Here is a 23,873-nt window from a genome sequence, read left to right as displayed (position 1 = left end):
ACTTCTACTACATATGACTACGCCCAGCCCTTTGTTGTCGCGCCCCGGGGCCGTCGAGGCCGCCGGCCCTGACGCCGGGGTCGCCGCCCACTACGGCGAGCCGCTGCGCGAGCAGCGCGCACTCGCCGCCGGAACAGCCGTCGTCGACCTTTCCCACCGCGGCGTGGTCACCGTCACCGGGCCGGACCGGCTCAGCTGGCTCAATACCCTGTCCTCACAGCAGGTGGCAGCCCTGAAACCGGCCGAGTCCAGCGAACTGCTGCTCCTCAGCGTCCAGGGCCGCATCGATTTCGACGCCCGGGTGGTCGACGACGGCGAAAGCACCTGGCTGATCGTGGAGGCAGCCGAAGCCGCCCCGCTTGCCGAGTACCTCAACCGCATGAAGTTCATGCTGCGGGTGGAGATCGCCGACGTCTCGGGGGACTGGGCCGTTGTGGGCAGCACACGTGCCGTCCCCGAATGGTCCGGCCACCTCGCCTGGCAGGACCCGTGGCCGCACGTCTCCGCCGGCGGATACTCCTACGCCACCGTCTCCGAGGAGAACCATCCCGGGCTTGAGCGCCCTTGGTTCGAGTACCTCATCCCCGCCGCCGGGCTTGAGGACGCCGTCGCCGGGCGCGCGTTGGCCGGCGTGCTCGCCGCCGAGGCCCTCCGGGTCGCTGCGTGGCGGCCCAGGATCGGGGCCGAGACGGACGACAAGACCATCCCGCACGAGCTGGACCTGCTGCGCACCGCCGTGCATCTGGCCAAAGGCTGCTACAAGGGGCAGGAAACCATCGCCCGCGTCCACAACCTTGGCCACCCGCCGCGCCGGCTGGTGTTCCTGCAGTTGGACGGTTCGCAGCACACCCTGCCCGCTGCCGGCAGTCCCGTCTTGGCCGGGGAGCGGAAAGTGGGGACCGTGACATCGGTGGCGCAGCACTACGAAATGGGCCCCGTCGCCCTGGCAGTCATCAAGCGTTCCGTGGCCCCGGATGAAATACTGACGGTCCTGGACGGCGACGAGCCGTATCCGGCCGCCCAGGAACTCATCGTCGCCCCCGACGCCGGCCAGGTCGTGGGCCGCCAGACCGGATTCCTGAGGGGGCCACGCTGATGACCGAGAACACCACGCCCGACCACGCCGGGGCAGAGGCAACGGAGGGGCACGACGACGACGCCCTGGCTTTGGCGCACACGCTCTTCCAGGCTGCCCGTGACGGCAGCGACGAGCTACTGGGTGCCTACCTGGACGCCGGGGTGCCCGCCACCATGACCAACGCCGCCGGTGACTCGCTGCTCATGCTGGCGGCGTACCACGGCCATGCCGGGACCGTGCAGCTGCTTCTGCAGCACGGTGCTGAAGCCAACACCGCCAACGACAGGGGACAGACCCCGCTCGCAGGAGCGGCGTTCAAGGGTTACACGGACGTGGCCCGGGTTCTCCTGGGCGCCGGAGCGGATCCGGACGCCGGTGCGCCGTCGGCACGGGCAGCGGCGCAGATGTTTGCCCGCTCGGAGATCCTGGACCTGCTGGGCTGACTTTTCCGGGTTTCCGCCCGGCACCAAACAAAACTCCAGAAGGATGACAGAGTGGAAAACGTAGAAAAGCCGTGGCCGGCACTGTGGTCCCTGGTGATCGGGTTCTTCATGATCCTGATCGACAGCACCATCGTCTCGGTGGCCAATCCCCGGATCATGGAGGGCCTCCATGCCGACATTAACTCGGTGATCTGGGTGACCAGCGCCTACCTGCTGGCCTACGCCGTTCCACTGCTCATCACGGGCCGCCTCGGTGACAGGTTCGGGCCGAAGCGGCTGTACCTGCTCGGCCTGGTGGTGTTCACCCTGGCCTCGCTCTGGTGCGGCCTGGCCCAAAACGTGGAGACCCTCATCGTGGCGCGCGTGCTGCAGGGCCTCGGCGCCGCGGTCATGACGCCCCAGACCATGGCCGTCATCACCCGCATCTTTCCGCCTGACCGCCGTGGGTCCGCCATGGCCATTTGGGGTGCCACGGCCGGCATGGCCACCCTGGTGGGGCCCATCCTGGGCGGTGTCCTGGTGGACGGCCTGGGCTGGGAGTGGATCTTCTTCATCAACGTGCCCATCGGCGTCGTCGGTTTCATCCTGGCGATGCGCAACGTCCCTGCGCTGAGCACGCACCCGCACCGGTTCGATATCCCCGGTGTCCTGCTGAGCGCCGTCGGGCTCTTCCTGCTGGTCTTTGGCATCCAGGAGGGCGAGACGTACAACTGGGGCACCATTACCGGGCCGATCAGTGTGTGGGGCCTCATCATCGCCGGTCTTGTCATCCTGGCGGCCTTCGTGGCGTGGCAGCGGTTCAACAAGGGCGAGCCGCTGCTTCCCCTTGGACTGTTCCGCGACCGCAACTTCTCCCTCGCCAATCTGGGCATTACCATGGTGGGCTTCACCGTGACGTCCTTCGGCCTGCCCCTGATCTTCTACTACCAGTTGGTCCGTGGTCTGACGCCCACCCAGTCGGCACTGCTGATGGTTCCTATGGCGCTGATCTCAGGCGGCATGGCACCCGTGGTGGGCAAGATCGTCGACCGGGTCAACCCCAAGTACCTTGCCGCCGCCGGGTTGACGCTCATGGCGGTGGCACTGGTGTGGAACGGCCTGCTGATGCAGCCGGACACACCCATCCTGCTGTTCCTGCTTCCCAGCGCAGTCCTGGGCTTTGCCAACGCCGGTATCTGGGCTCCGCTGAGCACCACTGCCACCCGGAACCTTCCGCCGCGCCAGGCCGGTGCCGGCTCCGGCGTTTACAACACCACCCGCCAGTTCGGTGCCGTGCTGGGCAGTGCTGCGATCGCCGTCCTCATCCAGTCGCGGCTGGCGGCCGAACTCCCGTCCCGAGGCCCGGGCGGCCCATCCGGTGAGGGCATGGGCATGGGCGGCGGTACGCTTCCCGAGTTCCTGCACGCAGGGTTTTCGACGGCGATGGCCCAGTCGATCCTCCTCCCGGCCGCAGTGGTGCTGGTTGCGGCAGCCGTTGCGCTGTTCTTTGCCAAGCCGAAGCCGGTCCAGAACTGGGGAGGCCCAGGGCAGGGCCAGGAGTCACCGAAGGTGGACGCTGGTCTGGATTCCGCCGGCTGAGAGCCCCAGTTTCCGGGCGAGGGCAAGGCATCCGGTGTTGCTGACGTCTGCACGCCATTGCAGCGTCAGCCCGGCCGCCAGTGCCTCGTGGGCGGCGATGGATCCGGCCAGGGCTCCGAGACCTTGCCGTCGCCACTCAGGATCCACCAGGACCCCCATGTTGCCGAGCAGGCCTTCCCACTCGCCATAAGCGCCGCAGGCAAGGGGGACCCGCCTGCCATCGATTTCATGGACGATCGTGTAGCGGTTCTCGAGGTCGGAAAGACCCACCTCGTTGACGTCGTCCGGCGGGCACCTGCCCTCCAGCTCGATCGCCTCCGGATTACCGTGCGAGACGGTCAGTTCCTCGGAGGGCTGCTGGAGGGGCAGGTCGTCGGCGAAGAACAGGGCCGCGGCACCGAGTCCGTGGCCGCCCTGCTGCCTGGTCAGTTTCAGGAGGGTGACGTGCTGGGCCATTTCCTCGTCGGGAATTTCCGCCGCGGCGTCGATGACGCTCCGTGGTCCCACCAGGGCGGAACTTCCGAACAGCCGCACAAACTCGACAGTCCGGGCCGATTCATCGGCCCGGACAATCCGTTCACCCGATGCCAGGGCGTCACCGAACGCGTCGTCGTCAAGGCCCAGCCGGCGTGCCCACGCCAACTGGATGATGGCCGCTGAGCCGGGATCGAGTGTCATGGTCCCAGCCTAGGGCGGCCTGCAGGCTTAGCCGAACAGGACCGCGGCTTCGTCGTAGCGGTTTTGCGGGACGGTCTTGAGCTGGCCCAGGGCTTCCTCGAAGGCGACATGCTGGATGTCCGTGCCCTTCAGGGCCACCATGGTGCCCCAGTAGCCTTCGACCACGGAGTCGATGGCGGCCATGCCCAGCCGGGTGGCCAGGACCCGGTCAAAGGCCGAGGGGACGCCGCCGCGCTGGATGTGCCCCAGGATGGTGGCACGGGTTTCGATGCCGGTCCGGGCTTCGAGTTCGGGCGCCAGCTGGTCTGCGATGCCGCCCAGGCGGGGACGGCCGAACGTGTCCAGGCCGCGCTCGGAGTGCGGGCTTTCCATGTGCTCCGGAACGAACCCTTCAGCCACCACCACCAAGGGCGCGCGGCCGCGGGCGTGGGCTTCATTGACCCATTCGGTGATCTGCTCGATGCTGACCTTCTGCTCCGGGATCAGGATGGCGTGCGCCCCGGCAGCCATCCCGGCGTGCAGTGCAATCCAGCCCACGTGCCGGCCCATCACTTCCGCGATCATGCAGCGGTGGTGGGATTCACCCGTAGTGCGGAGCCGGTCGATGGCCTCGGTGGCGATCTGGACGGCGGTATCGAAACCGAAGGTGTAGTCGGTGGCGTCGAGGTCGTTGTCCACGGTCTTGGGGACGCCCACGATCTTGAGTCCGGCGTCGGTCAGGCGCTTGGCCGCGGCCAGGGTTCCCTCCCCGCCGATGGCAATGATGGCGTCGATGCCCAGCCGGTCCATGTGGGCCTTGATGGCCTCGGGACCGCCGCCGTTTTCGAACGGGTTGGTGCGGGAGGTGCCCAAAATGGTGCCACCCTGTTTGGCGATGCCGCGGACCATGGTGCGGGGGATGTCGATGATGTCCCCTTCCACCACGCCCCGCCAGCCATCACGGAATCCGACGAACTCCTGGCCGTGGACCGCAATGCCTTTGAGCACTGCGCCTCGGATCACGGCGTTCAATCCGGGGCAGTCGCCACCGCTGGTGAGGATTCCAATTTTCATGTTCGGCTCAAATCCTGGGGAGAAGGTTTACAGGCAGAGCGCCACGCTGAGCTCACCTAGAAGTGTAGTGGGGGGTGTGGGGTACGACACAAACCGGTTACATGGGGGCCGGCTCCGCTCCGGACGCGGGGACACGAAAAAGGCCCCTGCCCCGTGATCATTCTCGGGGGCAGGGGCCGTGGTCCTGGAGGTCAGGGCCGGTTCAGCGACCGGCGGTCCAGGAACGTCTGGAGCGGAATCTCGTTGCGCTGGTCCGGAAGGACGACCCACGCCAGGACGTAGAAGATGAAGGCCGGGCCCGGAAGCAGGGCGAAGAGCAGGAAGGCGATACGGACGAACGCCACGTCCACATTGAGTTTGGCAGCGATGCCGCCACAAACCCCGCCAAGCCACCGCTCGGGGCCGCGCTTCAGGCCGAAGCCCCTGACAATGCTGAAGAACTTATCCATGGTTCAAGACTTCCCTGTAGTTGGTTCGTTGTCACGTTTCCGGGCTGAGAGCAGGCCGCCCACCACCAGGGCCACGCCCGCGCCGATCATGAGGCCGATTAGGACGTAGGTGCCGTTCAGCGTCACGATGCCAAGCTGCGCCACGATGATCAGCGCGGCCAGTGCCAGGACGATCAGTCCCCACACCACCGTCCCCACCCTGGCCGGTGCCGGTCCGGCAGTGTCCTGGCCTGCCGTCGTCGGAATGTTGCTGTTGTCCATGTCAGTTGCCTTCCTGGATCGTGACGTTGCTGAAGGTGCCGTCGATCTGCACCACCAGGTGGTTGCCCGGACGGTCCGTGTTGTAGCTGCTTTCGCGGGTGGTGGTGCCGCCGCGCTGGCCGCTTCCTTCGTTCAGGTTGCCCATGGTCATGTCCGCCTTGATGTCAACGGGGAGGTTCTGCGGGATCACCACGGTCACGTTGCTGGCAGTGATGTCCAGGGGAACCACGACGTCGGACGTCAGGGGGGCGGTTGGGGAGAGTCCCGTGAGGTCCACGGTTCCCCGGCCGGCGGTGATGTCGATGCCGCCGCGCGCTTCCTCGATGCTGGCCGGGTTCCAGTCAACTTGCTGGAACCGCATCCGGCCGTCGTCCAGGGTGTTGTAGATGCCTCCGGTAACCAGCGCGATCACCGCGAAGAGGCTCAGGATGCCGGACGTGCGGCCGCGGAAGCCCGCCACCAGGATGCCCAGGCCAAGGACCGCCGCCGCGCTGGCCCACACGATGGCGTTCCCCGAGCCGCCCAGGTTGATGATGTCCGCCGCGTCCAGTGCCTTGAGTCCGCCGCCCACCAGCAGGGCAGACCCCGTGGCGATGGCCACTGCGGGGGCGCCGGGACCGGATGGGCGGGGCTTTGGCGGCCGCGGCGGGACCCACGGGGTGGGGTACCCGGCGTCACCGGGTCTGCCGTTGCCGGGGCCGCCCGGGGAGGCGCCGGCGCCTCCAACTCCGCCGGCCCCAACTCCGCCCGCCCCAACCCTGGCGCCGCCAACGCCGCCGGGGGCGGCCGGGACGCTTCCGGCAGGACTGTAGCTGCCGCGGCCGTAGGAGCCGGTGGGCGCTGAACCGGTGGGGCCGCTGCCGTGGGTGGGTGCTGCAGTTGGGCCAGGACCGGGAACGGTGCCGGCGGTGAACGTTGAGGTGTGGGCCGTGCCGTCCATCGGGTAGGTCCCGCCGGAGGCGGCCGTGCCGTGCCCGGCCATGGTGGGGTGGGCCTTGTTGCGCTGGGAGAGGTAGTAGATCAGGTAGATGGCGCCGCCTACCCAGAAGAGGGTCCACAGCAGGCCGCTCAGGCCGTTGTGGCTCCAGCCCCAGAAGCCTCCGCCCAGCCCGGTGAGGCCCAGGACCGTGGCGATCAGGGAACCCGTCATGCCGCTGGACCAGCGGCCGGCCCCTGCTTCGTGGACGTGAATCCTGCCGTCCGGTTCCGGAAGGAAGGCCCAGGCCAGGCCGTACAGCAGTACCCCGATGCCCGCCAGAAGGGTCAGGACGATAAAGGCGCCGCGGATGATAATCGGGTCAACGCCAAGCCGGTGGGCGATGCCGCTGCAGACGCCGCCGATCCAGCGGTCGTTTCCCCGGTAGATACCGTTGCTGCGGATCCAGCCGAAGAAGTCGGTGGACGGCGCCGGGGCGGGGCTGCCTTGGAACGCGTAGCGCTGGGATTCGTCCGCAGGCGGTACCGTGGCGGGGTCCGGAGGCGTTGGGGCGGAGGACGGCAGGGGCTCGGTGGGCTGCTCGCTGTTCGCGCCGGGCTGCCCGTCGGGGAGGGGCTCGGCAGGGTGTTCGTCGTCAGGGGAGGGGGTCTGCGAGTTCATACCTCGATCCTCCCGTTCAGACCGGTTGGCGCTCTATTGGGGGAAACCCTGAACCGTCCCTGAGCTGTCCCCGGGAAGCGGCCGATTGCGGTCCGGGCAACCCTGATCCGTGTTTGGATTGACCCATGACATCCCTTCCGGCGCGGCCGCCCCTGGCACGGAGCAGCGACCGTGTGATCGCGGGGGTGTGCTCCGGCCTCGCCGCGCACCTGGGCTGGCCGGTGAAGAACGTGCGCCTGGGCATGGTCCTGGCGTCTTTCGCTGGAGGGGCGGGCCTGGTCTTCTATGCCTGGCTCTGGATCATGGTGCCCACGGCGGACGAGGCCGCCCGCCGCAACGCCCGCCGCCCGGCGTCGCCCATTGCCCCGGCGGTGAGCGAGCCCCAAGGAAAAGCGGCCGACGCCGGAACCCCGGCGGGTGCAGCCGGTCCCCTTACTGAAGGTGAGGGCGCGCTCCCGGTGCCACCCTGGTTCCGGGCGCGTGGAATGCGGTATGGCAAGGAAATCCTGTTGGGCTGCGGGCTCCTGCTGGTGGCGGGCATCATGATTGCCCAGTTGCTGGGCGTGGATGTGTCCCTCGGAACGCTGATCCCGGCTGCTGCTGTGCTGGGCGGTGCCTCGATCGCGTGGATGCAGCTGGACGAGACCCGGCGCGCCGGCCTGGTGGACAAGACCAAGGCGGACCAGGCCGGAGGCTGGGGCCGGCTCGCTGCCGGTCTGGCGCTGGTGGTGGCCGGGGTCCTGGTGATGGTGTCCGGCTCGGGTTCCTGGGAACAGACCTGGCTCGCCTTGCTCGCGTCGGTGGCCGTCCTCGGCGGCGTGGTGCTGGTCCTGCTGCCCTGGGCCCTGAAGTTCTGGCGTGACCTGGAAGCGGAGCGCGCCGGCCGGATCCGGGAAACGGAACGTGCCGAGATCGCCGCCCACCTCCACGATTCGGTACTGCAGACCCTCGCTTTGATCCAGCGGCGCGCAGGCAACGAGCACGACGTCGTCCGCCTGGCCCGTGCCCAGGAACGCGAGCTGCGCGGCTGGCTGTTCCAGGATCCAGGCCGCGAAAGCGGTCAGCTCTCGGACCGGATCAAGGCTGTTGCCGGGGAGGTGGAGGACCTGCTCGGCAACGCCGTGGAGGTGGTCACCGTCGGTGACGCCGCCATGACCGAGGCGCATGAGGCCCTGGTCCAGGCAAGCCGGGAGGCCATGCTCAACGCCTCACGGCACGGTGGCGGGACGGTCTCGGTCTACCTTGAAGCGTCGGACGGGCAGGCCGAGATTTTCATCAAGGACAGGGGATCGGGCTTTGAGCTGCGGGACGTGCCCGCGGACCGGCTCGGTATTCGGGAATCAATCATCGGCAGGATGAAACGGCACGGCGGCTCGGCCGCCATCCTCAGCACCGGCGACGGCACCGAGGTCCGCCTCCGGCTGCCGGCCGCAGCAGAACACGCGGAAGGAAAATCATGAACACAACCCAGGGAACAGGTGCCGGAAGTGCCCGGCCGGCCACCCCCGTGCGGGTGGTCCTTGTGGACGACCACGCCATCTTCCGGTCCGGTCTGAAGGCGGACCTCGACGCCGGCATCCAGGTGGTGGGGGAGGCCGCCACCGTTGAGCAGGCCATCGCCGTGATAGCCCAGCAGCGGCCCGACGTCGTCCTCCTGGACGTGCACCTGCCCGGCGGACTGGGCGGCGGCGGCCGGGAGGTCATCGCAGGCTCCGCTGCGCTCCTGTCCAGCACCCGCTTCCTGGCACTGAGCGTCTCCGACGCCGCGGAGGACGTGGTCGCCGTCATCCGTGCCGGCGCCCGCGGCTATGTCACCAAGACCATCTCCGGCACCGAAATTACCGACGCCGTGTTCCGGGTGGCCGGCGGTGATGCCGTCTTCTCGCCCCGCCTGGCCGGTTTTGTCCTGGACGCCTTCGGCACTGCCCCCGCGGACATCGCCGATGATGAACTGGACAAGCTCTCAGCCCGCGAACTGGAGGTCATGCGGCTCATCGCCCGGGGCTACAGCTACAAGGAAGTGGCCAAGGAACTCTTCATCAGCATCAAGACCGTGGAGACCCATGTCTCGGCGGTGCTGCGGAAGCTCCAGCTCTCCAGCCGCCACGAACTCACCAAGTGGGCCGCGGAGCGGCGCCTCCTCTAGACGCCCCATCAGATCCTGCCGTTCAATCTCCAACGCCCCATCACCTTTCGGGCCTTAAACCGGAACGCCCCATCACTTGGTGATGGGGCGTTCCGGTTTTTCCTGCGAAAGGTGAGGGGGCGTTACTGGGCCTTGCCCAGGAAGTCCTGCAGGCGCTGGACACCCGTAGCGAGGTCCTCGTCCCCCAGGGCGTAGGAGAGGCGCAGGAAGCCGGAGGGGCCGAACGCCTCGCCCGGAACCACTGCCACCTCAACCTCGTCGAGGATCAGCGAGGCCAGCTCTGCGGAGGTCTGCGGTGTGGCGGTGCCGGACGCGGTGGGGAATTCCTTACCCAGCAGCGCACGGACGTCCGCGTATACGTAAAAGGCGCCCTTCGGCGTCGGGCATTCCACGCCGTCAATGGCATTCAGCCCCGCGACGATGGCCTTGCGGCGGCGGTCGAACGCCACCTTCATCTCATCGACGGCGGTCAGTGGGCCGGACACGGCAGCGAGGGCGGCAATCTGCATGATGTTGGACACGTTGGACGTGGCGTGCGACTGGAGGTTGGTGGCCGCCTTGATGACGTCTGCCGGGCCGATCATCCAGCCCACCCGCCAGCCGGTCATGGCGTACGTCTTGGCGACGCCGTTGAGGATGACCACCTTGTCGCCCAGTTCCGGGGCAGCGGTGGCGATGGACGTGAACGGGACACCGTCGTAGGTGAGGTGCTCGTAGATTTCGTCCGTGACCACCCACAGGCCCTTGGCCGCGGCCCACTTGCCGATCTCCGCCACCTGCCCGGGGGAGTACACGGCACCAGTGGGGTTCGACGGCGAGACGAACAGCAGGATCTTGGTCCGGTCCGTCACGGCTGCTTCGAGCTGTTCAACGGTCACCAGGTAGTCCTGTTCGGGCCCGGCGAAGACCTCTACGGGGACGCCGCCGGCCAGCCGGATGGCCTCAGGGTAGGTGGTCCAGAACGGGGCAGGCACAATGACCTCGTCGCCCGGATCCACCAGGGTGGCGAAGGTGTTGTAGACGGCCTGCTTGCCGCCGTTGGTGACCAGCACCTGTGAGGGATCCACCGTGTAGCCGGAGTCGCGCAGCGTCTTCTCTGCGATTGCCTTCTTCAGTTCGGGCAGGCCGCCGGCAGGGGAGTAGCGGTGGAACCTGGGCTGGGCGGCAGCCTCGATGGCCGCCTGGACGATGTAGTCCGGGGTGGGGAAATCGGGTTCGCCCGCACCGAAACCAATAACCGGCCGGCCAGCTGCCTTCAGCGCCTTGGCCTTGGCGTCAACGGCCAGGGTTGCGGATTCGGCAATTGCGGAGATGCGTTGGGAAACGCGGGCGGAAGACATTGGCAGGTCCGTTCTTCGCTTGCAGCCCGGAGGCTGGAATGTGGGATTCGACGAGTTCTACTCTATGCTGTTCACCGGACCCTCCGGGGTGCCGGTTTTGATTTATGACTGCCCCGCGCAGCACGTTTCAAGCCGGACTGCGGATGGGCCGGAACGGGCTGGTTTTACCTACGCGAAGTTCTTGCGTAGACTGGTTCACCGGTGTTGAAACACAGATGATGGCGTGCGCCCCAGTCCAAACTGGTGTTGGGCCATCAAAGAGTGGAATTCATCCCATAGGGTAGTGGCGCAATTGGTAGCGCAGCGGTCTCCAAAACCGCAGGTTGCAGGTTCGAGTCCTGTCTGCCCTGCGCAAGCTGCTCCGGGCGAAAGCCCGGAGCAGGCGCAGCAACCATGGTTCTGATCAGGGCCGGGTAATCCACCATTGCAAAGATGAGCGAGGACCAGGTGACCGAAACAGCTGCCAGCAGCTCCAAGGGCCGCCCAGCTAAGAAGGAAGCCAAGGCAAACTTCTTCGCCCGCATTGCACTCTTTGTCCGCCAGATCATTGGCGAACTGAAGAAGGTTGTTGCCCCCACCCGCAAGGAACTGATCAACTACACGCTCGTGGTGCTGGTGTTCGTGGCCATCATGATGGTCATCGTCAGCCTGCTGGACATTGGTTTCGGAACCGCTGTCAGCTGGATCTTCGGCGGCACCGGCTCCAAGGACAGCTAAGGCTGCACGGTCCGCAGGCCGCGTGTTTCGCCCGGGTAACCGGAAGGAATCGCCGGCGTGCGGAATTGAGCCATTTAAATAGGCATGTTAGGCAATGAGGAAGCAGGAGACCAAGTGTCTGAGCAGGAGCTCGAGGTAACCGAGACTGGGCTGGAAGAATCCCCGGACGTCACGGCAGAAGCCGGTGAAGAGTCCGAGGTTGAGTCCTCCGCGCCCGAATCCGACGACGCAGCCTCCGACGCAGCAGTTGCTGACGCCGACGAAGCCGACGCTTCCGACGCCGACGGTGACGACGAGCCCGCAGACGCTCTTGCCGCCGCTGCCGCCACCGCAGCCGCTGATCCGGCCGAGGAGTTCAAGGCCAAGCTGCGCCGCCAGGAGGGTGACTGGTACGTCATCCACTCCTACGCCGGTTACGAGAACCGCGTGAAGGCCAACCTTGAAACCCGCATCCAGACCCTGGACATGGAAGATTACATCTTCGAAATCCAGGTGCCCATGGAAGAAGTCGTGGAGATCAAGAACGCACAGCGCAAGGTGATCAACCGCGTCCGCATCCCCGGCTACGTCCTGGTCCGCATGGACCTGACCGACGCCTCCTGGGGCGCCGTCCGCCACACTCCCGGCGTTACCGGCTTCGTGGGCAACGCCCACAACCCGGTCCCGCTGCGCCTGGACGAGGTCTTCTCCATGCTCGCTCCCGTCTTCGAGGAAGAGCAGGCCGAGAAGGGCAAGCCGGTCAACAAGCAGAACCAGGTTCCCGTGGCCGTCGACTTCGAGGTCGGCGAGTCCGTCATCGTCAAGGAAGGTCCGTTCGAGACCCTCCCCGCCACGATCTCGGAGATCAAGCCCGAGTCCCAGACCCTCGTGGTGCTGGTCTCCATCTTCGAGCGCGAAACGCCGGTCACCCTGGCGTTCAACCAGGTCACCAAGATCTGAGAATCCTAGAATTCGTCCCGGTGCCGCCCGCTTAGCGGCGCCGGAACGGCCGGCCGCCTTGCCATGGCGGCCAAAAACCTGAGGCACGCTCCTGTGCCCCAGGACGTTATTGAGAGAAGGACCCTACATTGGCTCCCAAGAAGAAGGTCACCGGCCTCATCAAGCTGCAGATCCAGGCAGGTGCCGCCAACCCGGCCCCGCCGATCGGTCCTGCGCTTGGCCAGCACGGTGTCAACATCATGGAATTCTGCAAGGCGTACAACGCTGCGACGGAAGCCCAGCGCGGAAACGTCATCCCCGTGGAAATCACGGTCTACGAGGACCGTTCCTTCACGTTCATCACCAAGACCCCGCCGGCTGCAGAGCTCATCAAGAAGGCTGCAGGCGTTGCCAAGGGTTCATCCACCCCGCACACCGTCAAGGTTGCCAAGCTGACCCAGGCCCAGGTCAACGAGATCGCCTCCACCAAGATGGAAGACCTCAACGCCACCAGCCTCGAAGGCGCAGCGAAGATCATCGCCGGCACCGCCCGCTCCATGGGCATTACCGTCGAGGGCTAACAGCCCTTACCGCTGTCCAGCGTCGGGGTAATTGACGACGACGGGCGGCACCGCCGGGACACCGGCACCAAAAAAATTGAAATGTTGGCCATCCGGGCCGGATAACGAACCGGATCACCGACTGTGGCAGGGCCCAGCGCGGTCCGCAGACCACAACTGCACAAGGAGAAATAAGCAGCATGGCAAAGCGCAGCAAAGCATATGAGGCAGCAGCCGCCAAGATCGACGTGGAGAAGCACTACGCACCGTTCGAGGCAGTAACGCTGGCCAAGGACACCAATCCGTCCAAGTTCGACGCCACTGTTGAGGTCGCTTTCCGCCTCGGCGTCGACCCCCGCAAGGCTGACCAGATGGTCCGCGGCACCGTCAACCTGCCCCACGGCACCGGTAAGACCGCCCGCGTCCTGGTTTTCGCAACGGGTGACAAGGCTGAGGCCGCAATCGCAGCCGGCGCCGACTTCGTTGGTTCCGACGACCTGATCGAAAAGATCGCCGGTGGCTGGACCGACTTCGACGCCGCCGTTGCCACCCCTGACCTCATGGGCAAGGTTGGCCGCCTCGGTAAGGTCCTGGGCCCGCGTAACCTGATGCCGAACCCGAAGACGGGCACCGTGACCCCCGACGTCACCAAGGCCGTCAACGACATCAAGGGTGGAAAGATCGACTTCCGCGTCGACAAGCACTCCAACCTGCACTTCATCATCGGCAAGGTTTCCTTCGACGCCATCAAGCTGGCCGAGAACTACGCAGCAGCACTGGAAGAGGTTCTTCGCCTCAAGCCGTCCGCTGCTAAGGGCCGCTACATCCAGAAGGCTACCGTTGCCACCACGTTCGGCCCCGGCATCTCCGTGGACCCCAACGTCACCAAGGTGCTCACCGAGGCATAGTCCCTCACTGAAGTTCCTGCTTCCGGAGTGATTCCGGAGCAATCGGAGACCGTTCCGGCGCTCATGCGCCGGGGCGGTCTTCTTTTTGCCTCCATACCGGCGGGCAGTGCCTAAGCTGGCGGCATGGACCAGCCCAAGCGAACCCAGCCCGCGTCTTCGCCGCCGTCCGCTGCCCTGGCGGTTGCCGCCGTCGTCATTCCTCCGCGCGGCCAGGACCTCCCTGGCACCGAGCCGTCCCCGGACCTTCTGGCCTGCCAGGCCATGAAGGAGGCAGAGTCGCTGACCGTCTGGGGGAGCCTGGACCGCTGCCTTACCCCGGCCGAAGCGCTGGAGTTCTGGCGCGGCAACGAGTACGAGGAACGGCACCTGTTCCTTGCCCGGGCCGGCGGGGAGCCGGTGGGGCTGTGCTCCGTGACGCTGCCCCTGCGCGAGAACCTGGCCACCGCAGGTATCGACGTCCTGGTCGTTCCTGAGCGGCGCCGCAGGGGGCTGGGTCGCGTCCTGCTGGAGCATGCCGAAACCGTGGCACGGACACGCGGCAGGTCATCCTTGGGTTCCTTCCATGAGGTGCCCCTGGACGCCGTACGGCGTGATTCGCCCATGATCCCCGCGAGATCCGGGGTTGGCCAACTGCCGGGGGATGACCCTGCAACTGCCTTTGCCCTGTCCGCCGGGTATGAGCTCGAGCAGGTGGAGCGTTCCAGCCGGCTCATGTTGCCCGTACCGGGTACCCTGCTGGCGCAACTGGAGGCTCAAGCCCTGGCCCGCAGCGGCGACTACATCCTGACGGCCTGGGACGGCCACTGCCCGGAGACGCTCGTAGCCGGCTATGCCGGGTTGCGGGCGCGGATGAGTACGGACGCCCCAACAGCCGGCATGGACTGGGAACGGGAGGACTGGGACGTCCGCCGCGTGCGTGACGATGAACAGGCCCTGGTCCGCAGCGGTGTGCAGATCTCTGTGGCCGCGGCGGTGTACCGCCCCACCGGTGAACTGGTTGCCTACTCCGTCCTGGCCTGGCGCCCCCAGGTCCCGGAGTCGTTGCTCCAGCAGGACACCCTCGTGGCGGCGGGGCACCGCGGCCACCGCCTGGGGATGCTGATCAAGGCGGCCAACCTGCGGCGTGCCCAGGAGAAATGGCCCCCGGCGCGCTCGGTCCTGACATGGAATGCCAGCGAAAACCAGCATATGCTGGCGATAAATACCGCCCTCGGATTCAGGCCCGCCGGCTATGAAGGTGAGTGGCAGAAACGGCTGGGATGATGCCCGCATGGCAATAGACGTGAAGATCGAGCAGCTGTATGTACCCGACTCATTGGACACCCCGGACGCAGCAGACTTCCTCGCCGCCGTGGAGGTGGGCCGCAAGGTCCGGATGCAGACGTGGGGCAGCGACGATCTTGCGTACGGTCCACAGGAGAAGTTGCTTGAGTTCGCGGACCCGTACGAGCGCCAGCTGATCCTCGTGGCCAAGGTGGACGGCGCCATTGTGGGCACGGTTGATATTGCGCTGCCCCTGACCGACCACCTGGACCTGGCCGAGCTCACCCTGGACATCCTGCCCGAGTTCCAGCGGCAGGGGGTGGGGCGCCGCCTGCTTGAGGCTGCCGAACAGCTGGCAAGGGGTGAAGGCCGCACCATGATCCTGGTGGACACCAACCATCCGGGCGCGTCACTGCACGAGTTTGAACGGGCCCAGCTGGTGCCCGGTACCGGGCAGGGATTTGTGCCCCTGGAGAGCCGCGAAGTGGAGTTCGCGCAGAGGACCGGATACACGCTGCAGCACATCGAGCAATTCAGTTCCTGCCTCCTGCCCCTGGACACCAAGCTGGTTGCCGACCTCCAGGCTGAAGCCGAAGAAGCCAACAACGGCCGGTACCGGCTGCACCATTGGACGGACCGTTGCCCGGACCGCTGGCTGGAGGCCGTGGCCGTGCTGGAAAACCAGGCCGGCGCTGACGTCGACCCTTCCCTGGATGCGCCGATTGAACAGGACATGGTGTTCGACGGCGGCATCCTGCGTGAGGCGGAAGACGTCGCCATCGCGCAGGGCAGGAGAACGGTGGTCACCGCAGTCGAGTACATCGCCACCGGGGCGCTGGTGGGCCTGACCACCATCACCGTCCTGGCCCACCGGGCTGACGTGGTGTTCCAGGACGATACCTTGGTCCTGCAGGAACACCGGGGCAACAAGCTCGGGCTGCTGATCAAGGTGGCCAACATGGAGCGGCTCAGCGAGCAGTTCCCGGACGCGCGCATCATTTACACCTGGAATGCGCCGGAGAACCGGTACCTCCTGACGGTCAACAAGCAGCTCGGATTCCAGACGGCCGGTGTGACGGGTATCTGGCAGAAGGAGCTCCCCACGCTGCGCACCAGCACCAGCTAAGCGCCGATTTGGCGGACCGGCAATGCCTCGCGTAAGCTGGGGGTACCAAAGACCGTCGGTTGTTGGAAATCCACTCTCCTGAACATGGCTCAACTCTGCAGTTGTGCGCTGGGGACCACAGTGGCTTTCCGGACGAAGGACCCTCAACGCAGGGCGGCCGGCGCAGGTGAACGAAGCAAAGCTCCACGGCATAAACGTGTTGAGCCAAGCCCCGTGCATCTGCGCGGGGCGTTTTTAGTTTTAGCTCTCTTGAGCGGGGACCGTCGAATACCGGCACTATCCCCGGAAGGAGGGTTATGGCAACGCCTACCAAGGTTTCAGCAGTAGCTGAGATCACTAACGATTTCAAGGAATCGAACGCCGCTGTCCTGACCGAATACCGCGGGCTCACCGTTGCACAGCTCAAGCAGCTGCGTGTTTCTCTCGGCCAGGACACCAAGTTCGCGGTCGTCAAGAACACCCTGACCGCCATTGCAGCCAAGGAAGCCGGCGTCGAAGCATTCGACGGCCAGCTTGCCGGCCCCACTGCAATCGCGTTCATCAAGGGTGACGCAGTTGCCGCTGCCAAGAGCCTGACGGATTTTGCCAAGGCCAACAAGCAGCTGGTCATCAAGACCGGTTACTTCGAGGGCAAGGCGCTGGACGCCAGCGAGGTCGCCGCACTGGCTGCCCTCGAGTCCCGCGAGCTGCAGCTCGCCAAGGTTGCAGGCGTCCTCAAGGCACCTGCCGCCGCAGCTGCACGCATCATCGACGCACTGCGCCTCAAGCTTGAAGAAGAGAACGGTGCACCGGCAGCTGCCGAAGCGCCTGCCGCTGAAGAAGCCCCTGCCGCTGAAGCTGAAGCTCCCGCTGAAGCTCCTGCTGCCGAAGAGAACTAGTTCTCTTTACCCCACCAGACTCCGGTGTCATCCCGGCCGAACGCCGGCGGGACACCACAACAGGAAGGACGCCTACCATGGCGAAGCTCAGCAACGAAGAGCTCATTGAAGCTTTCAAGGAACTGACCATCATCGAGCTCTCCGAGTTCGTCAAGCTCTTCGAAGAGACCTTCGAAGTTACCGCCGCTGCTGTTGCAGTTGCCGGCCCCGCCGGTGGCGGAGCTGCTGAAGAGGTTGAAGAGAAGACCGACTTCGACGTCATCCTCGAATCTGCCGGTGACAAGAAGATCGCAGTCATCAAGGAAGTTCGCGCCATCACCTCCCTCGGCCTCAAGGAAGCCAAGGACCTGGTTGACAGCGCCCCCAAGGCTGTTCTCGAAGGCGCCAACAAGGAAGCTGCCGAGAAGGCCAAGGAGCAGCTCGAGGCTGCAGGCGCCACCGTTACCCTCAAGTAACAACGCCTTTTCCTTCGGAAACCCCGTCCACTCCGGTGGGCGGGGTTTCCTGCTTTAACAAAGGCCTTCCGTTTCAGGAAGGCTCGCTGATGTCCGCCACCACGGCGCCCAGTGCTGCGGTCAGCTCATCGGCATCCACGAAGGCGCTGTAGCCGTGTGCCCCGGCCCCCATGGAGATGCGCCGCCCGGTGATCGTGGCGTCCGCATAGACGGGCCAGGCGGTGGTGCTGCCCAGCGGCGTGATGGTGCCGCGCTCGTAGCCAGTGGCCACCAGTGCGGTTCCTGCGGGTGGCAGCGACAGCTTGTTCACGCCCACCAGGGCGCGGAGCTTGGGCCACGAAATCTGCCGGTCGCCCGGGATGAGCGCGAAAAGGAACGTCCCGTCCTTGTGCTTGACCACCAGGGATTTGACGATGTCCGCCGGTGTGATTCCCATGATGACCGCGGCCTCTTCGAGGCTCTTCGCTGCGGGCCGTTCCACCACGTCAACTGCCAGGCCGCGGGCAGCGGCGTCGGCCAGGAACCGTTCCCGTCCGACGCCGTCCGCTCCGTTTCCGGGTGAGCCCGCCATCAGTCGCGGTACAGCAGGAGGGCCTCGCCCTGCCCGCCCCCGCCGCAGAGGGACACTGCAGCCTTGCCGGTCCCGCGCCGCTTCAGCTCATGGGCGGCGTGGGCGGCCAGCCGGGCACCCGAGGCGCCGATCGGATGACCCAACGCAATGGCGCCGCCGTGGAGGTTGCACTTCTCCAGCGGGTAGTCCAGGTCCTTGAGGGACTGCACGGCCACCGAGCCGAAGGCCTCATTGATCTCGATGAAGTCAAGGTCGGCGGTGCTCCACCCCGCTTTGCCAAGGGCGTTCATGATGGCGTTGGAGGGCTGGGAATGCAGGGAGTTGTCTGGCCCGGCGACCTGTCCCGGCTTCCCGACCACGGCCAGGTATTCGAGCCCGTGCTCCTCCGCATAGCCGCGGGAGGCGAGCACCAGGGCTGCGGCGCCGTCGGACAGGGGAGAGGAGTTGCCCGCGGTAATGGTGCCGTCAGTGACGAATGCAGCGCGCAGTCCGGCCAGCGATTCGATCGAGGTATTGGGGCGGACCCCTTCATCGGTGTCCACCACCAGGGGCTCGCCTTTGCGCTGCTTGACGCTGATAGGTGCGATCTCGCCGTCGAACGTTCCGTTTTTCGCCGCAAGCGCCGCGCGCTGGTGCGATTGGGCGGCGACGTTGTCCTGGGAGGTGCGGTCGATACCCAGCGAGAGGTTCCGTGTCTCGGTGGACAGGCCCATCGACTCCCCGTCAAAGGCATCGGTCAGCCCATCGTGTGCGGCAGCGTCCAGCGCCTGGATGGAGCCGTAGGTCCACCCCTGCCGCGATCCCGGAAGCAGGTGCGGTGCCCGGCTCATCGACTCCTGTCCGCCGGCCACCACCACGGCAGCCTCGCCCGCGCGGATCATCCGGGCGGCGTCGATCACCGCGGTCAGCCCGGAAAGGCACACCTTATTGACGGTCACGGCAGGCACGTTCCACCCGATGCCGGCGCCGATTGCGCTTTGCCGCGCAGGGTTCTGCCCGGCGCCTGCCTGCAGGACCTGGCCCATGATGACGGCCTCCACATCCGCTGCATCGACGCCGCTGGAGCCCAGTGCGGCCTTGATGGCGTGCGCGCCAAGATCCACGGCCGTGAGGCTGGACAGTTGGCCGTTGATCCTGCCCTGCGGGGTCCGTGCGGCCCCGAGGATGACAACGTCATTGCTGAGAGGAGTGTTGTCCATGGTTACCACTTTCAGTCCGGTTTCGGTCTAAGCCACCAAGGCTATCGTGAGCCTGGTCACCCAACTATTCAAACGCCGGGAGCGCCATGCGCATTCCTGGCGCGTCATTCTGCTGGCGGGTTTGGCAGCACGGCACGGCAGGGGAGAGGTACCCATCTGCTGCGTTGTGCACGACGGCGGCCGCTTGCGTAGGGTGGACGGCGAGGCTGTGCAGGGGACGCGCTTTGCAGGGGACACCAGGTCCGGAGCCGGGACGGACGGAGCGACATCGTGAAGAAGACACGTACTGCGGCTGCCATCGCCGCCACGGCCATACTGACGGGCAGTGCGCTGGCGGGTTGCTCGATGTCCACGCCGCGACGGCAGAAACCACCCAGTCCACGCCGGCGCCCTCGGACAACGGTGCGGCAGGCACCAGCCCTGCCCCCTCCATCGGGCCGGGAAGTACCGGTGCGGCCCGGGCAGGGGGAACCAAGGCAGCCTGCGAACTCTTCAACAAACTGGTGGCGGACTACGCTGCCGTTTCCCCCACCGATTCACAGGGCTACGAGGACGTCTACTCACGGGCTCAGGACGCCAAGGACACTGTTTCCGGGGACCTGAGGGGGCTGTTCACCTCGCTGAGCCTGCTGGCCATCGACCACTCGTCGGCGGCGGAAACCGGGGGCAAGCCGTCCCAGGAATCCAAGGACGCGGTAAGGGATGCCGTCTTCGCGAACGCGGGCAGCTGCACGGCCGAGGGCGTTACGCTGCGCCTCTAGGCGGTCCGCGCCCCCGGCTCGGGCCGCCGGAAACTGGGTGCTTGCAATCCGGCGGGATGTGGGGTAGACACGTAGGTTATTTTGCCGTATCGTAGATATTTGCGTCTTCCCTGTTTACCTTCAGCCTTCATATAGCGGTGGGCTTTGCCTGGCAGCTGGCAATCAACGTGCCGTAACCACGGTCACAGCATAGTCAGTTCAGGCCCCGGGTCATATAGCGGAACCGGATGGTAGCGCTGCGGAGTCACTTCGCAGGGTGCACAGCGGGGGAGATCTGAAAACGCCTGAAGGTCTGTGGAAGGATCCCTCTTGGTCGCCTCGAGCACCTCTAATAACGAAACCGCTAACACTGCCGACAGCACTGATGGTGCCACTCGCCGGCTCTCATTCGCAAAGATTCACGAACCCCTTGACGTTCCGAATCTGCTTGCCCTGCAGACGGACAGCTTTGACTGGCTGGTCGGCAATGAGCGCTGGCAGGCACGCGTGGCAAAGGCTGTCGAAGAAAACGATCTCAGCGTCGCCACCACGTCCGGCCTGTCGGACATCTTCGAAGAGATCTCCCCGATCGAGGACTTCCAGGGCACCATGTCCCTGAGCTTCTCCGATCCGGAGTTCGCTGACCCCAAGTACACCATGGCTGAGTGCAAGGACCGGGACGCAACGTACTCGGCTCCGCTGTACGTCAAGGCCGAGTTCATGAACAACAACACGGGCGAAATCAAGCAGCAGACCGTGTTCATGGGTGACTTCCCCCTGATGACCGAGAAGGGCACCTTCGTCGTCAACGGCACCGAGCGTGTCGTCGTCTCCCAGCTGGTCCGTTCGCCGGGCGCCTACTTCGAGCGCGCCGCCGACAAGACCAGCGACAAGGACATCTTCACCGCGAAGATCATCCCGTCCCGCGGTGCATGGTTCGAGCTCGAGATCGACAAGCGCGACCAGGTCGGTGTCCGCCTCGACCGCAAGCGCAAGCAGTCCGTCACGGTCCTGCTGAAGGCCCTGGGCTGGACCGAAGGCCAGATCCTCGAAGAGTTCGGCCAGTACGACTCCATGCGGGCAACCCTGGAGAAGGACGCCACCGAAACCCGCGAAGACGCCCTGCTCGACATCTACCGCAAGCTGCGTCCGGGCGAGCCGCCCACCGTCGAGGCTGCCCAGTCCCTGCTGGACAACCTGTACTTCAACTCCAAGCGCTACGATCTGGCCAAGGTTGGCCGCTACAAGATCAACCGCAAGCTTGGCATCGACCGCTCCCTTGGCGACAAGGAAGCCTCTGTCCTGCACGTTGAAGACATCGTCGCCATGATCAAGTTCCTCGTCGCGCTGCACGCCGGCGAGAAGACCATCAAGGGCACCCGCGATGGCCAGGAAGTGGACCTGCGCGTCGAGATCGACGACATCGACCACTTCGGCAACCGCCGCATCCGCGCCGTTGGCGAGCTCATCGAGAACCAGGTCCGCACCGGCCTGTCCCGCATGGAGCGCGTTGTCCGCGAGCGTATGACCACCCAGGACGTCGAGGCCATCACGCCGCAGACCCTGATCAACATCCGCCCCGTGGTTGCAGCCATCAAGGAGTTCTTCGGAACTTCCCAGCTGTCGCAGTTCATGGACCAGAACAACCCGCTCTCGGGCCTGACCCACAAGCGCCGCCTGTCGGCCCTTGGCCCCGGTGGTCTGTCCCGTGACCGTGCCGGCATGGAAGTCCGTGACGTGCACCCGTCCCACTACGGACGTATGTGCCCCATCGAAACCCCTGAAGGCCCGAACATTGGTCTGATCGGTTCGCTGGCTTCCTACGGCCGCATCAACCCGTTCGGTTTCATCGAGACCCCGTACCGCCTGGTCAAGGACGGCGTCGTTTCCGACGACGTCCAGTACCTGACGGCCGACGACGAAGCCGAGGTCCTGATCGCCCAGGCCAACGCCCCGCTCGACGAGAACAAGAAGTTCGCCGAAGAGACCGTGCTGGTCCGTGCCCGCGGTGGTGGAGGCGAGCCCGTCCTGGTTCCGGCCGAGGACGTCGAGTTCATGGACGTTTCCCCGCGCCAGATGGTGTCCGTGGCTACGGCCCTGATCCCGTTCCTGGAGCACGACGACGCCAACCGCGCACTCATGGGTGCCAACATGCAGCGCCAGGCTGTGCCGCTGGTCCGTTCCGAGGCCCCCTTCGTGGGCACCGGCATGGAGCGCGCCGCCGCCGTCGACGCCGGTGACGTTGTCATCGCCAAGAAGGCCGGTGTGGTCACCGAGGTTTCCGCCGAGCTCGTCATCATGCTCAACGACGACGGCACCGAGACCAACTACCGCATCAACAAGTTCGCCCGCTCCAACCAGGGCAACTGCTACAACCACCGCGTCCTGGTCAATGAAGGCCAGCGCCTGGAAGTTGGCGGCATCATCGCCGACGGCCCGGCAACGGACCAGGGTGAGCTCGCACTGGGCAAGAACCTGCTCGTGGCATTCATGTCATGGGAAGGCCACAACTTCGAGGACGCCATCATCCTCTCGCAGCGCATCGTTGCCGAGGACGTCCTTTCCTCCATCCACATCGAGGAGCACGAGATCGATGCCCGCGACACCAAGCTTGGTGCCGAGGAAATCACCCGTGACATCCCCAACGTGTCCGAGGAAGTCCTGGCCGGCCTGGACGAGCGCGGCATCATCCACATCGGTGCCGAGGTTGAAGCAGGGGACATCCTGGTCGGAAAGGTCACCCCGAAGGGTGAAACCGAACTGACCCCGGAAGAGCGCCTGCTGCGCGCCATCTTCGGTGAGAAGTCCCGCGAAGTCCGCGACACCTCCCTGAAGGTTCCCCACGGCGAGTCCGGAACCGTCATCGGCGTGCGCGTCTTCGACCGCGACAACGACGACGAGCTGCCCCCGGGCGTGAACCAGCTGGTCCGCGTCTACGTGGCCGCCAAGCGCAAGATCACCGACGGCGACAAGCTCGCCGGCCGCCACGGCAACAAGGGTGTTATCTCCAAGATCCTTCCGATCGAGGACATGCCCTTCCTCGCCGACGGCACCCCCGTTGACATCGTCCTGAACCCGCTGGGTGTTCCGGGCCGTATGAACGTGGGCCAGGTGCTCGAAACGCACCTCGGCTGGGTTGCCAAGACCGGTTGGAAGATCGAAGGCGAGCCCGAGTGGGTCAAGCAGCTGCCGAACCTGCCGCGCGAGAGTGGTCCCACCACTGTTGCCACGCCGGTGTTCGACGGTGCCCGCGAAGAGGAAATCACGGGCCTGCTGGATTCCACCAACGTGACCCGCGACGGTGACCGCCTGATCAACTCCTCGGGCAAGACCCGCCTGTTTGACGGCCGCTCCGGCGAGCCGTTCCCGGATCCGATCTCGGTCGGCTACATGTACATCCTGAAGCTCCACCACCTGGTGGACGACAAGATCCACGCACGCTCCACCGGCCCGTACTCCATGATCACGCAGCAGCCGCTGGGTGGTAAGGCACAGTTCGGTGGCCAGCGCTTCGGTGAAATGGAAGTGTGGGCGCTCGAAGCTTATGGCGCCGCCTACACCCTCCAGGAACTCCTCACGATCAAGTCCGATGACATCCACGGTCGTGTGAAGGTCTACGAAGCGATCGTCAAGGGCGAGAACATCCCCGAGCCGGGCGTTCCCGAATCCTTCAAGGTCTTGATCAAGGAAATGCAGTCGCTGTGCCTGAACGTGGAAGTTCTTTCCACGGACGGAACCACAATTGAAATGCGTGACTCTGATGACGCAGTCTTCACGGCTGCGGAAGAACTGGGCATCGATCTGTCTCGCGCAGAGCCCAGCTCCGTAGAAGAGGTTTAGCAGGCGGGCGTGGGGGGGGGGGGGGGGGGGCGGGCGGGGCCCGCCCCCCCCCCCGCCGGCCCCCCCCCCCCACCG

23 protein-coding genes and 1 tRNA gene are annotated in these 23,873 nt (G+C 65.8%); 16 read left to right on the top strand and 8 right to left on the bottom strand.

What is annotated here, in order from left to right:
* Window positions 1–13: 13 nt before the first annotated feature.
* From ygfZ to ACWRN3_RS07690, 3 genes are read left to right on the top strand one after another with little or no spacing between them, the layout of a single operon-like run.
* Window positions 14–1,096 (top strand): CAF17-like 4Fe-4S cluster assembly/insertion protein YgfZ, encoded by a 1,083-nt coding sequence (ygfZ, locus tag ACWRN3_RS07700; protein WP_255172864.1) that lies wholly within the window; start codon window positions 14–16, stop codon window positions 1,094–1,096.
* On the top strand, window positions 1,096–1,521 hold the full coding sequence (locus ACWRN3_RS07695; protein WP_255172863.1) for an ankyrin repeat domain-containing protein: 426 nt from the start codon (window positions 1,096–1,098) through the stop codon (window positions 1,519–1,521). The genes ygfZ and ACWRN3_RS07695 overlap by 1 nt, the downstream gene beginning before the upstream one ends.
* Before the next feature lie 51 nt (window positions 1,522–1,572).
* Complete coding sequence (locus tag ACWRN3_RS07690; protein ID WP_324642660.1) at window positions 1,573–3,099, top strand: DHA2 family efflux MFS transporter permease subunit; 1,527 nt, start codon at window positions 1,573–1,575, stop codon at window positions 3,097–3,099.
* Here the strand turns inward: ACWRN3_RS07690 and ACWRN3_RS07685 are convergent.
* From ACWRN3_RS07685 to ACWRN3_RS07665, 5 genes are all read right to left on the bottom strand, one after another.
* The gene (locus tag ACWRN3_RS07685) at window positions 3,061–3,777 is read right to left on the bottom strand and encodes a GNAT family N-acetyltransferase (RefSeq protein ID WP_324642659.1); all 717 of its coding nucleotides are present in this window, start codon (window positions 3,775–3,777) and stop codon (window positions 3,061–3,063) included. The genes ACWRN3_RS07690 and ACWRN3_RS07685 overlap by 39 nt on opposite strands.
* Before the next feature lie 27 nt (window positions 3,778–3,804).
* Complete coding sequence (locus ACWRN3_RS07680) at window positions 3,805–4,830, bottom strand: ATP-dependent 6-phosphofructokinase (RefSeq protein ID WP_159631345.1); 1,026 nt, start codon at window positions 4,828–4,830, stop codon at window positions 3,805–3,807.
* A 191-nt stretch (window positions 4,831–5,021) separates the two neighbouring features.
* Window positions 5,022–5,279 carry a PspC domain-containing protein gene (locus tag ACWRN3_RS07675; protein WP_476740272.1) on the bottom strand — a complete coding sequence of 86 codons (258 nt, stop codon included), beginning with the start codon at window positions 5,277–5,279 and terminating at the stop codon, window positions 5,022–5,024.
* A 3-nt stretch (window positions 5,280–5,282) separates the two neighbouring features.
* Window positions 5,283–5,540 (bottom strand): hypothetical protein, encoded by a 258-nt coding sequence (locus ACWRN3_RS07670; RefSeq protein ID WP_159631347.1) that lies wholly within the window; start codon window positions 5,538–5,540, stop codon window positions 5,283–5,285.
* A gap of 1 nt (window position 5,541) precedes the next feature.
* A complete protein-coding gene (locus tag ACWRN3_RS07665) occupies window positions 5,542–7,137 on the bottom strand; it encodes a PspC domain-containing protein (protein ID WP_476740271.1) in 1,596 nt (531 codons plus the stop codon).
* A gap of 125 nt (window positions 7,138–7,262) precedes the next feature.
* On the opposite strand from ACWRN3_RS07665, the gene ACWRN3_RS07660 reads away from it, so the two are divergent.
* Complete coding sequence (locus ACWRN3_RS07660; protein ID WP_255172858.1) at window positions 7,263–8,597, top strand: ATP-binding protein; 1,335 nt, start codon at window positions 7,263–7,265, stop codon at window positions 8,595–8,597.
* Complete coding sequence (locus ACWRN3_RS07655) at window positions 8,594–9,283, top strand: response regulator transcription factor (protein WP_324642655.1); 690 nt, start codon at window positions 8,594–8,596, stop codon at window positions 9,281–9,283. The genes ACWRN3_RS07660 and ACWRN3_RS07655 overlap by 4 nt, the downstream gene beginning before the upstream one ends.
* Before the next feature lie 122 nt (window positions 9,284–9,405).
* Here ACWRN3_RS07655 and ACWRN3_RS07650 read toward each other — a convergent pair whose 3' ends face one another.
* On the bottom strand, window positions 9,406–10,623 hold the full coding sequence (locus tag ACWRN3_RS07650) for a pyridoxal phosphate-dependent aminotransferase (RefSeq protein WP_476740270.1): 1,218 nt from the start codon (window positions 10,621–10,623) through the stop codon (window positions 9,406–9,408).
* A gap of 277 nt (window positions 10,624–10,900) precedes the next feature.
* Here ACWRN3_RS07650 and ACWRN3_RS07645 point away from each other — a divergent pair.
* The 9 genes from ACWRN3_RS07645 to rplL all read left to right on the top strand — a co-directional run bounded on the left by ACWRN3_RS07645 (window position 10,901) and on the right by rplL (window position 17,448).
* Window positions 10,901–10,973 (top strand) — tRNA-Trp (locus ACWRN3_RS07645).
* A gap of 82 nt (window positions 10,974–11,055) precedes the next feature.
* Entirely contained in the window at window positions 11,056–11,340 is a 285-nt protein-coding gene (gene secE / locus ACWRN3_RS07640) for a preprotein translocase subunit SecE (protein ID WP_142133076.1), read from the top strand.
* A 114-nt stretch (window positions 11,341–11,454) separates the two neighbouring features.
* Window positions 11,455–12,279, top strand: a complete 825-nt coding sequence (gene nusG, locus ACWRN3_RS07635; protein ID WP_476740269.1) for a transcription termination/antitermination protein NusG — start codon at window positions 11,455–11,457, stop codon at window positions 12,277–12,279.
* 128 nt (window positions 12,280–12,407) lie between these two features.
* Window positions 12,408–12,839, top strand: coding sequence for a 50S ribosomal protein L11 (gene rplK, locus ACWRN3_RS07630; RefSeq protein WP_018760472.1), 432 nt, complete (start codon window positions 12,408–12,410; stop codon window positions 12,837–12,839).
* Between the two features lie 179 nt (window positions 12,840–13,018).
* Window positions 13,019–13,726 carry a 50S ribosomal protein L1 gene (gene rplA, locus ACWRN3_RS07625; protein WP_476740268.1) on the top strand — a complete coding sequence of 236 codons (708 nt, stop codon included), beginning with the start codon at window positions 13,019–13,021 and terminating at the stop codon, window positions 13,724–13,726.
* Between the two features lie 123 nt (window positions 13,727–13,849).
* Window positions 13,850–14,989: a GNAT family N-acetyltransferase gene (locus tag ACWRN3_RS07620; RefSeq protein WP_476740267.1), complete on the top strand. Its 1,140-nt coding sequence runs from the start codon at window positions 13,850–13,852 to the stop codon at window positions 14,987–14,989.
* 7 nt (window positions 14,990–14,996) lie between these two features.
* On the top strand, window positions 14,997–16,115 hold the full coding sequence (locus ACWRN3_RS07615) for a GNAT family N-acetyltransferase (protein WP_255175629.1): 1,119 nt from the start codon (window positions 14,997–14,999) through the stop codon (window positions 16,113–16,115).
* A 296-nt stretch (window positions 16,116–16,411) separates the two neighbouring features.
* Window positions 16,412–16,993, top strand: a complete 582-nt coding sequence (gene rplJ, locus ACWRN3_RS07610) for a 50S ribosomal protein L10 (protein ID WP_255172854.1) — start codon at window positions 16,412–16,414, stop codon at window positions 16,991–16,993.
* Between the two features lie 77 nt (window positions 16,994–17,070).
* Window positions 17,071–17,448 carry a 50S ribosomal protein L7/L12 gene (rplL, locus tag ACWRN3_RS07605; protein ID WP_018760467.1) on the top strand — a complete coding sequence of 126 codons (378 nt, stop codon included), beginning with the start codon at window positions 17,071–17,073 and terminating at the stop codon, window positions 17,446–17,448.
* A 73-nt stretch (window positions 17,449–17,521) separates the two neighbouring features.
* On the opposite strand, the gene ACWRN3_RS07600 is transcribed toward rplL, so the two are convergent.
* Window positions 17,522–18,019 carry an aminoacyl-tRNA deacylase gene (locus tag ACWRN3_RS07600; protein ID WP_476740266.1) on the bottom strand — a complete coding sequence of 166 codons (498 nt, stop codon included), beginning with the start codon at window positions 18,017–18,019 and terminating at the stop codon, window positions 17,522–17,524.
* Complete coding sequence (locus ACWRN3_RS07595; protein ID WP_255172852.1) at window positions 18,019–19,218, bottom strand: acetyl-CoA C-acetyltransferase; 1,200 nt, start codon at window positions 19,216–19,218, stop codon at window positions 18,019–18,021. The genes ACWRN3_RS07600 and ACWRN3_RS07595 overlap by 1 nt, the downstream gene beginning before the upstream one ends.
* 338 nt (window positions 19,219–19,556) lie before the next feature.
* Between ACWRN3_RS07595 and ACWRN3_RS07590 the strand changes: the two genes are divergently transcribed.
* Window positions 19,557–19,979, top strand: a complete 423-nt coding sequence (locus tag ACWRN3_RS07590) for a hypothetical protein (RefSeq protein ID WP_476740265.1) — start codon at window positions 19,557–19,559, stop codon at window positions 19,977–19,979.
* 309 nt (window positions 19,980–20,288) lie between these two features.
* Window positions 20,289–23,798, top strand: coding sequence for a DNA-directed RNA polymerase subunit beta (gene rpoB, locus ACWRN3_RS07585; protein ID WP_387557584.1), 3,510 nt, complete (start codon window positions 20,289–20,291; stop codon window positions 23,796–23,798).
* The last annotated feature ends 75 nt before the right edge of the window (window positions 23,799–23,873 follow it).

The organism is Pseudarthrobacter sp. rb (genome assembly GCF_056389225.1).
The sequence above is the reverse complement of the archived record's forward strand: the minus strand, read 5'-3'. Positions and strand labels throughout refer to the sequence as shown.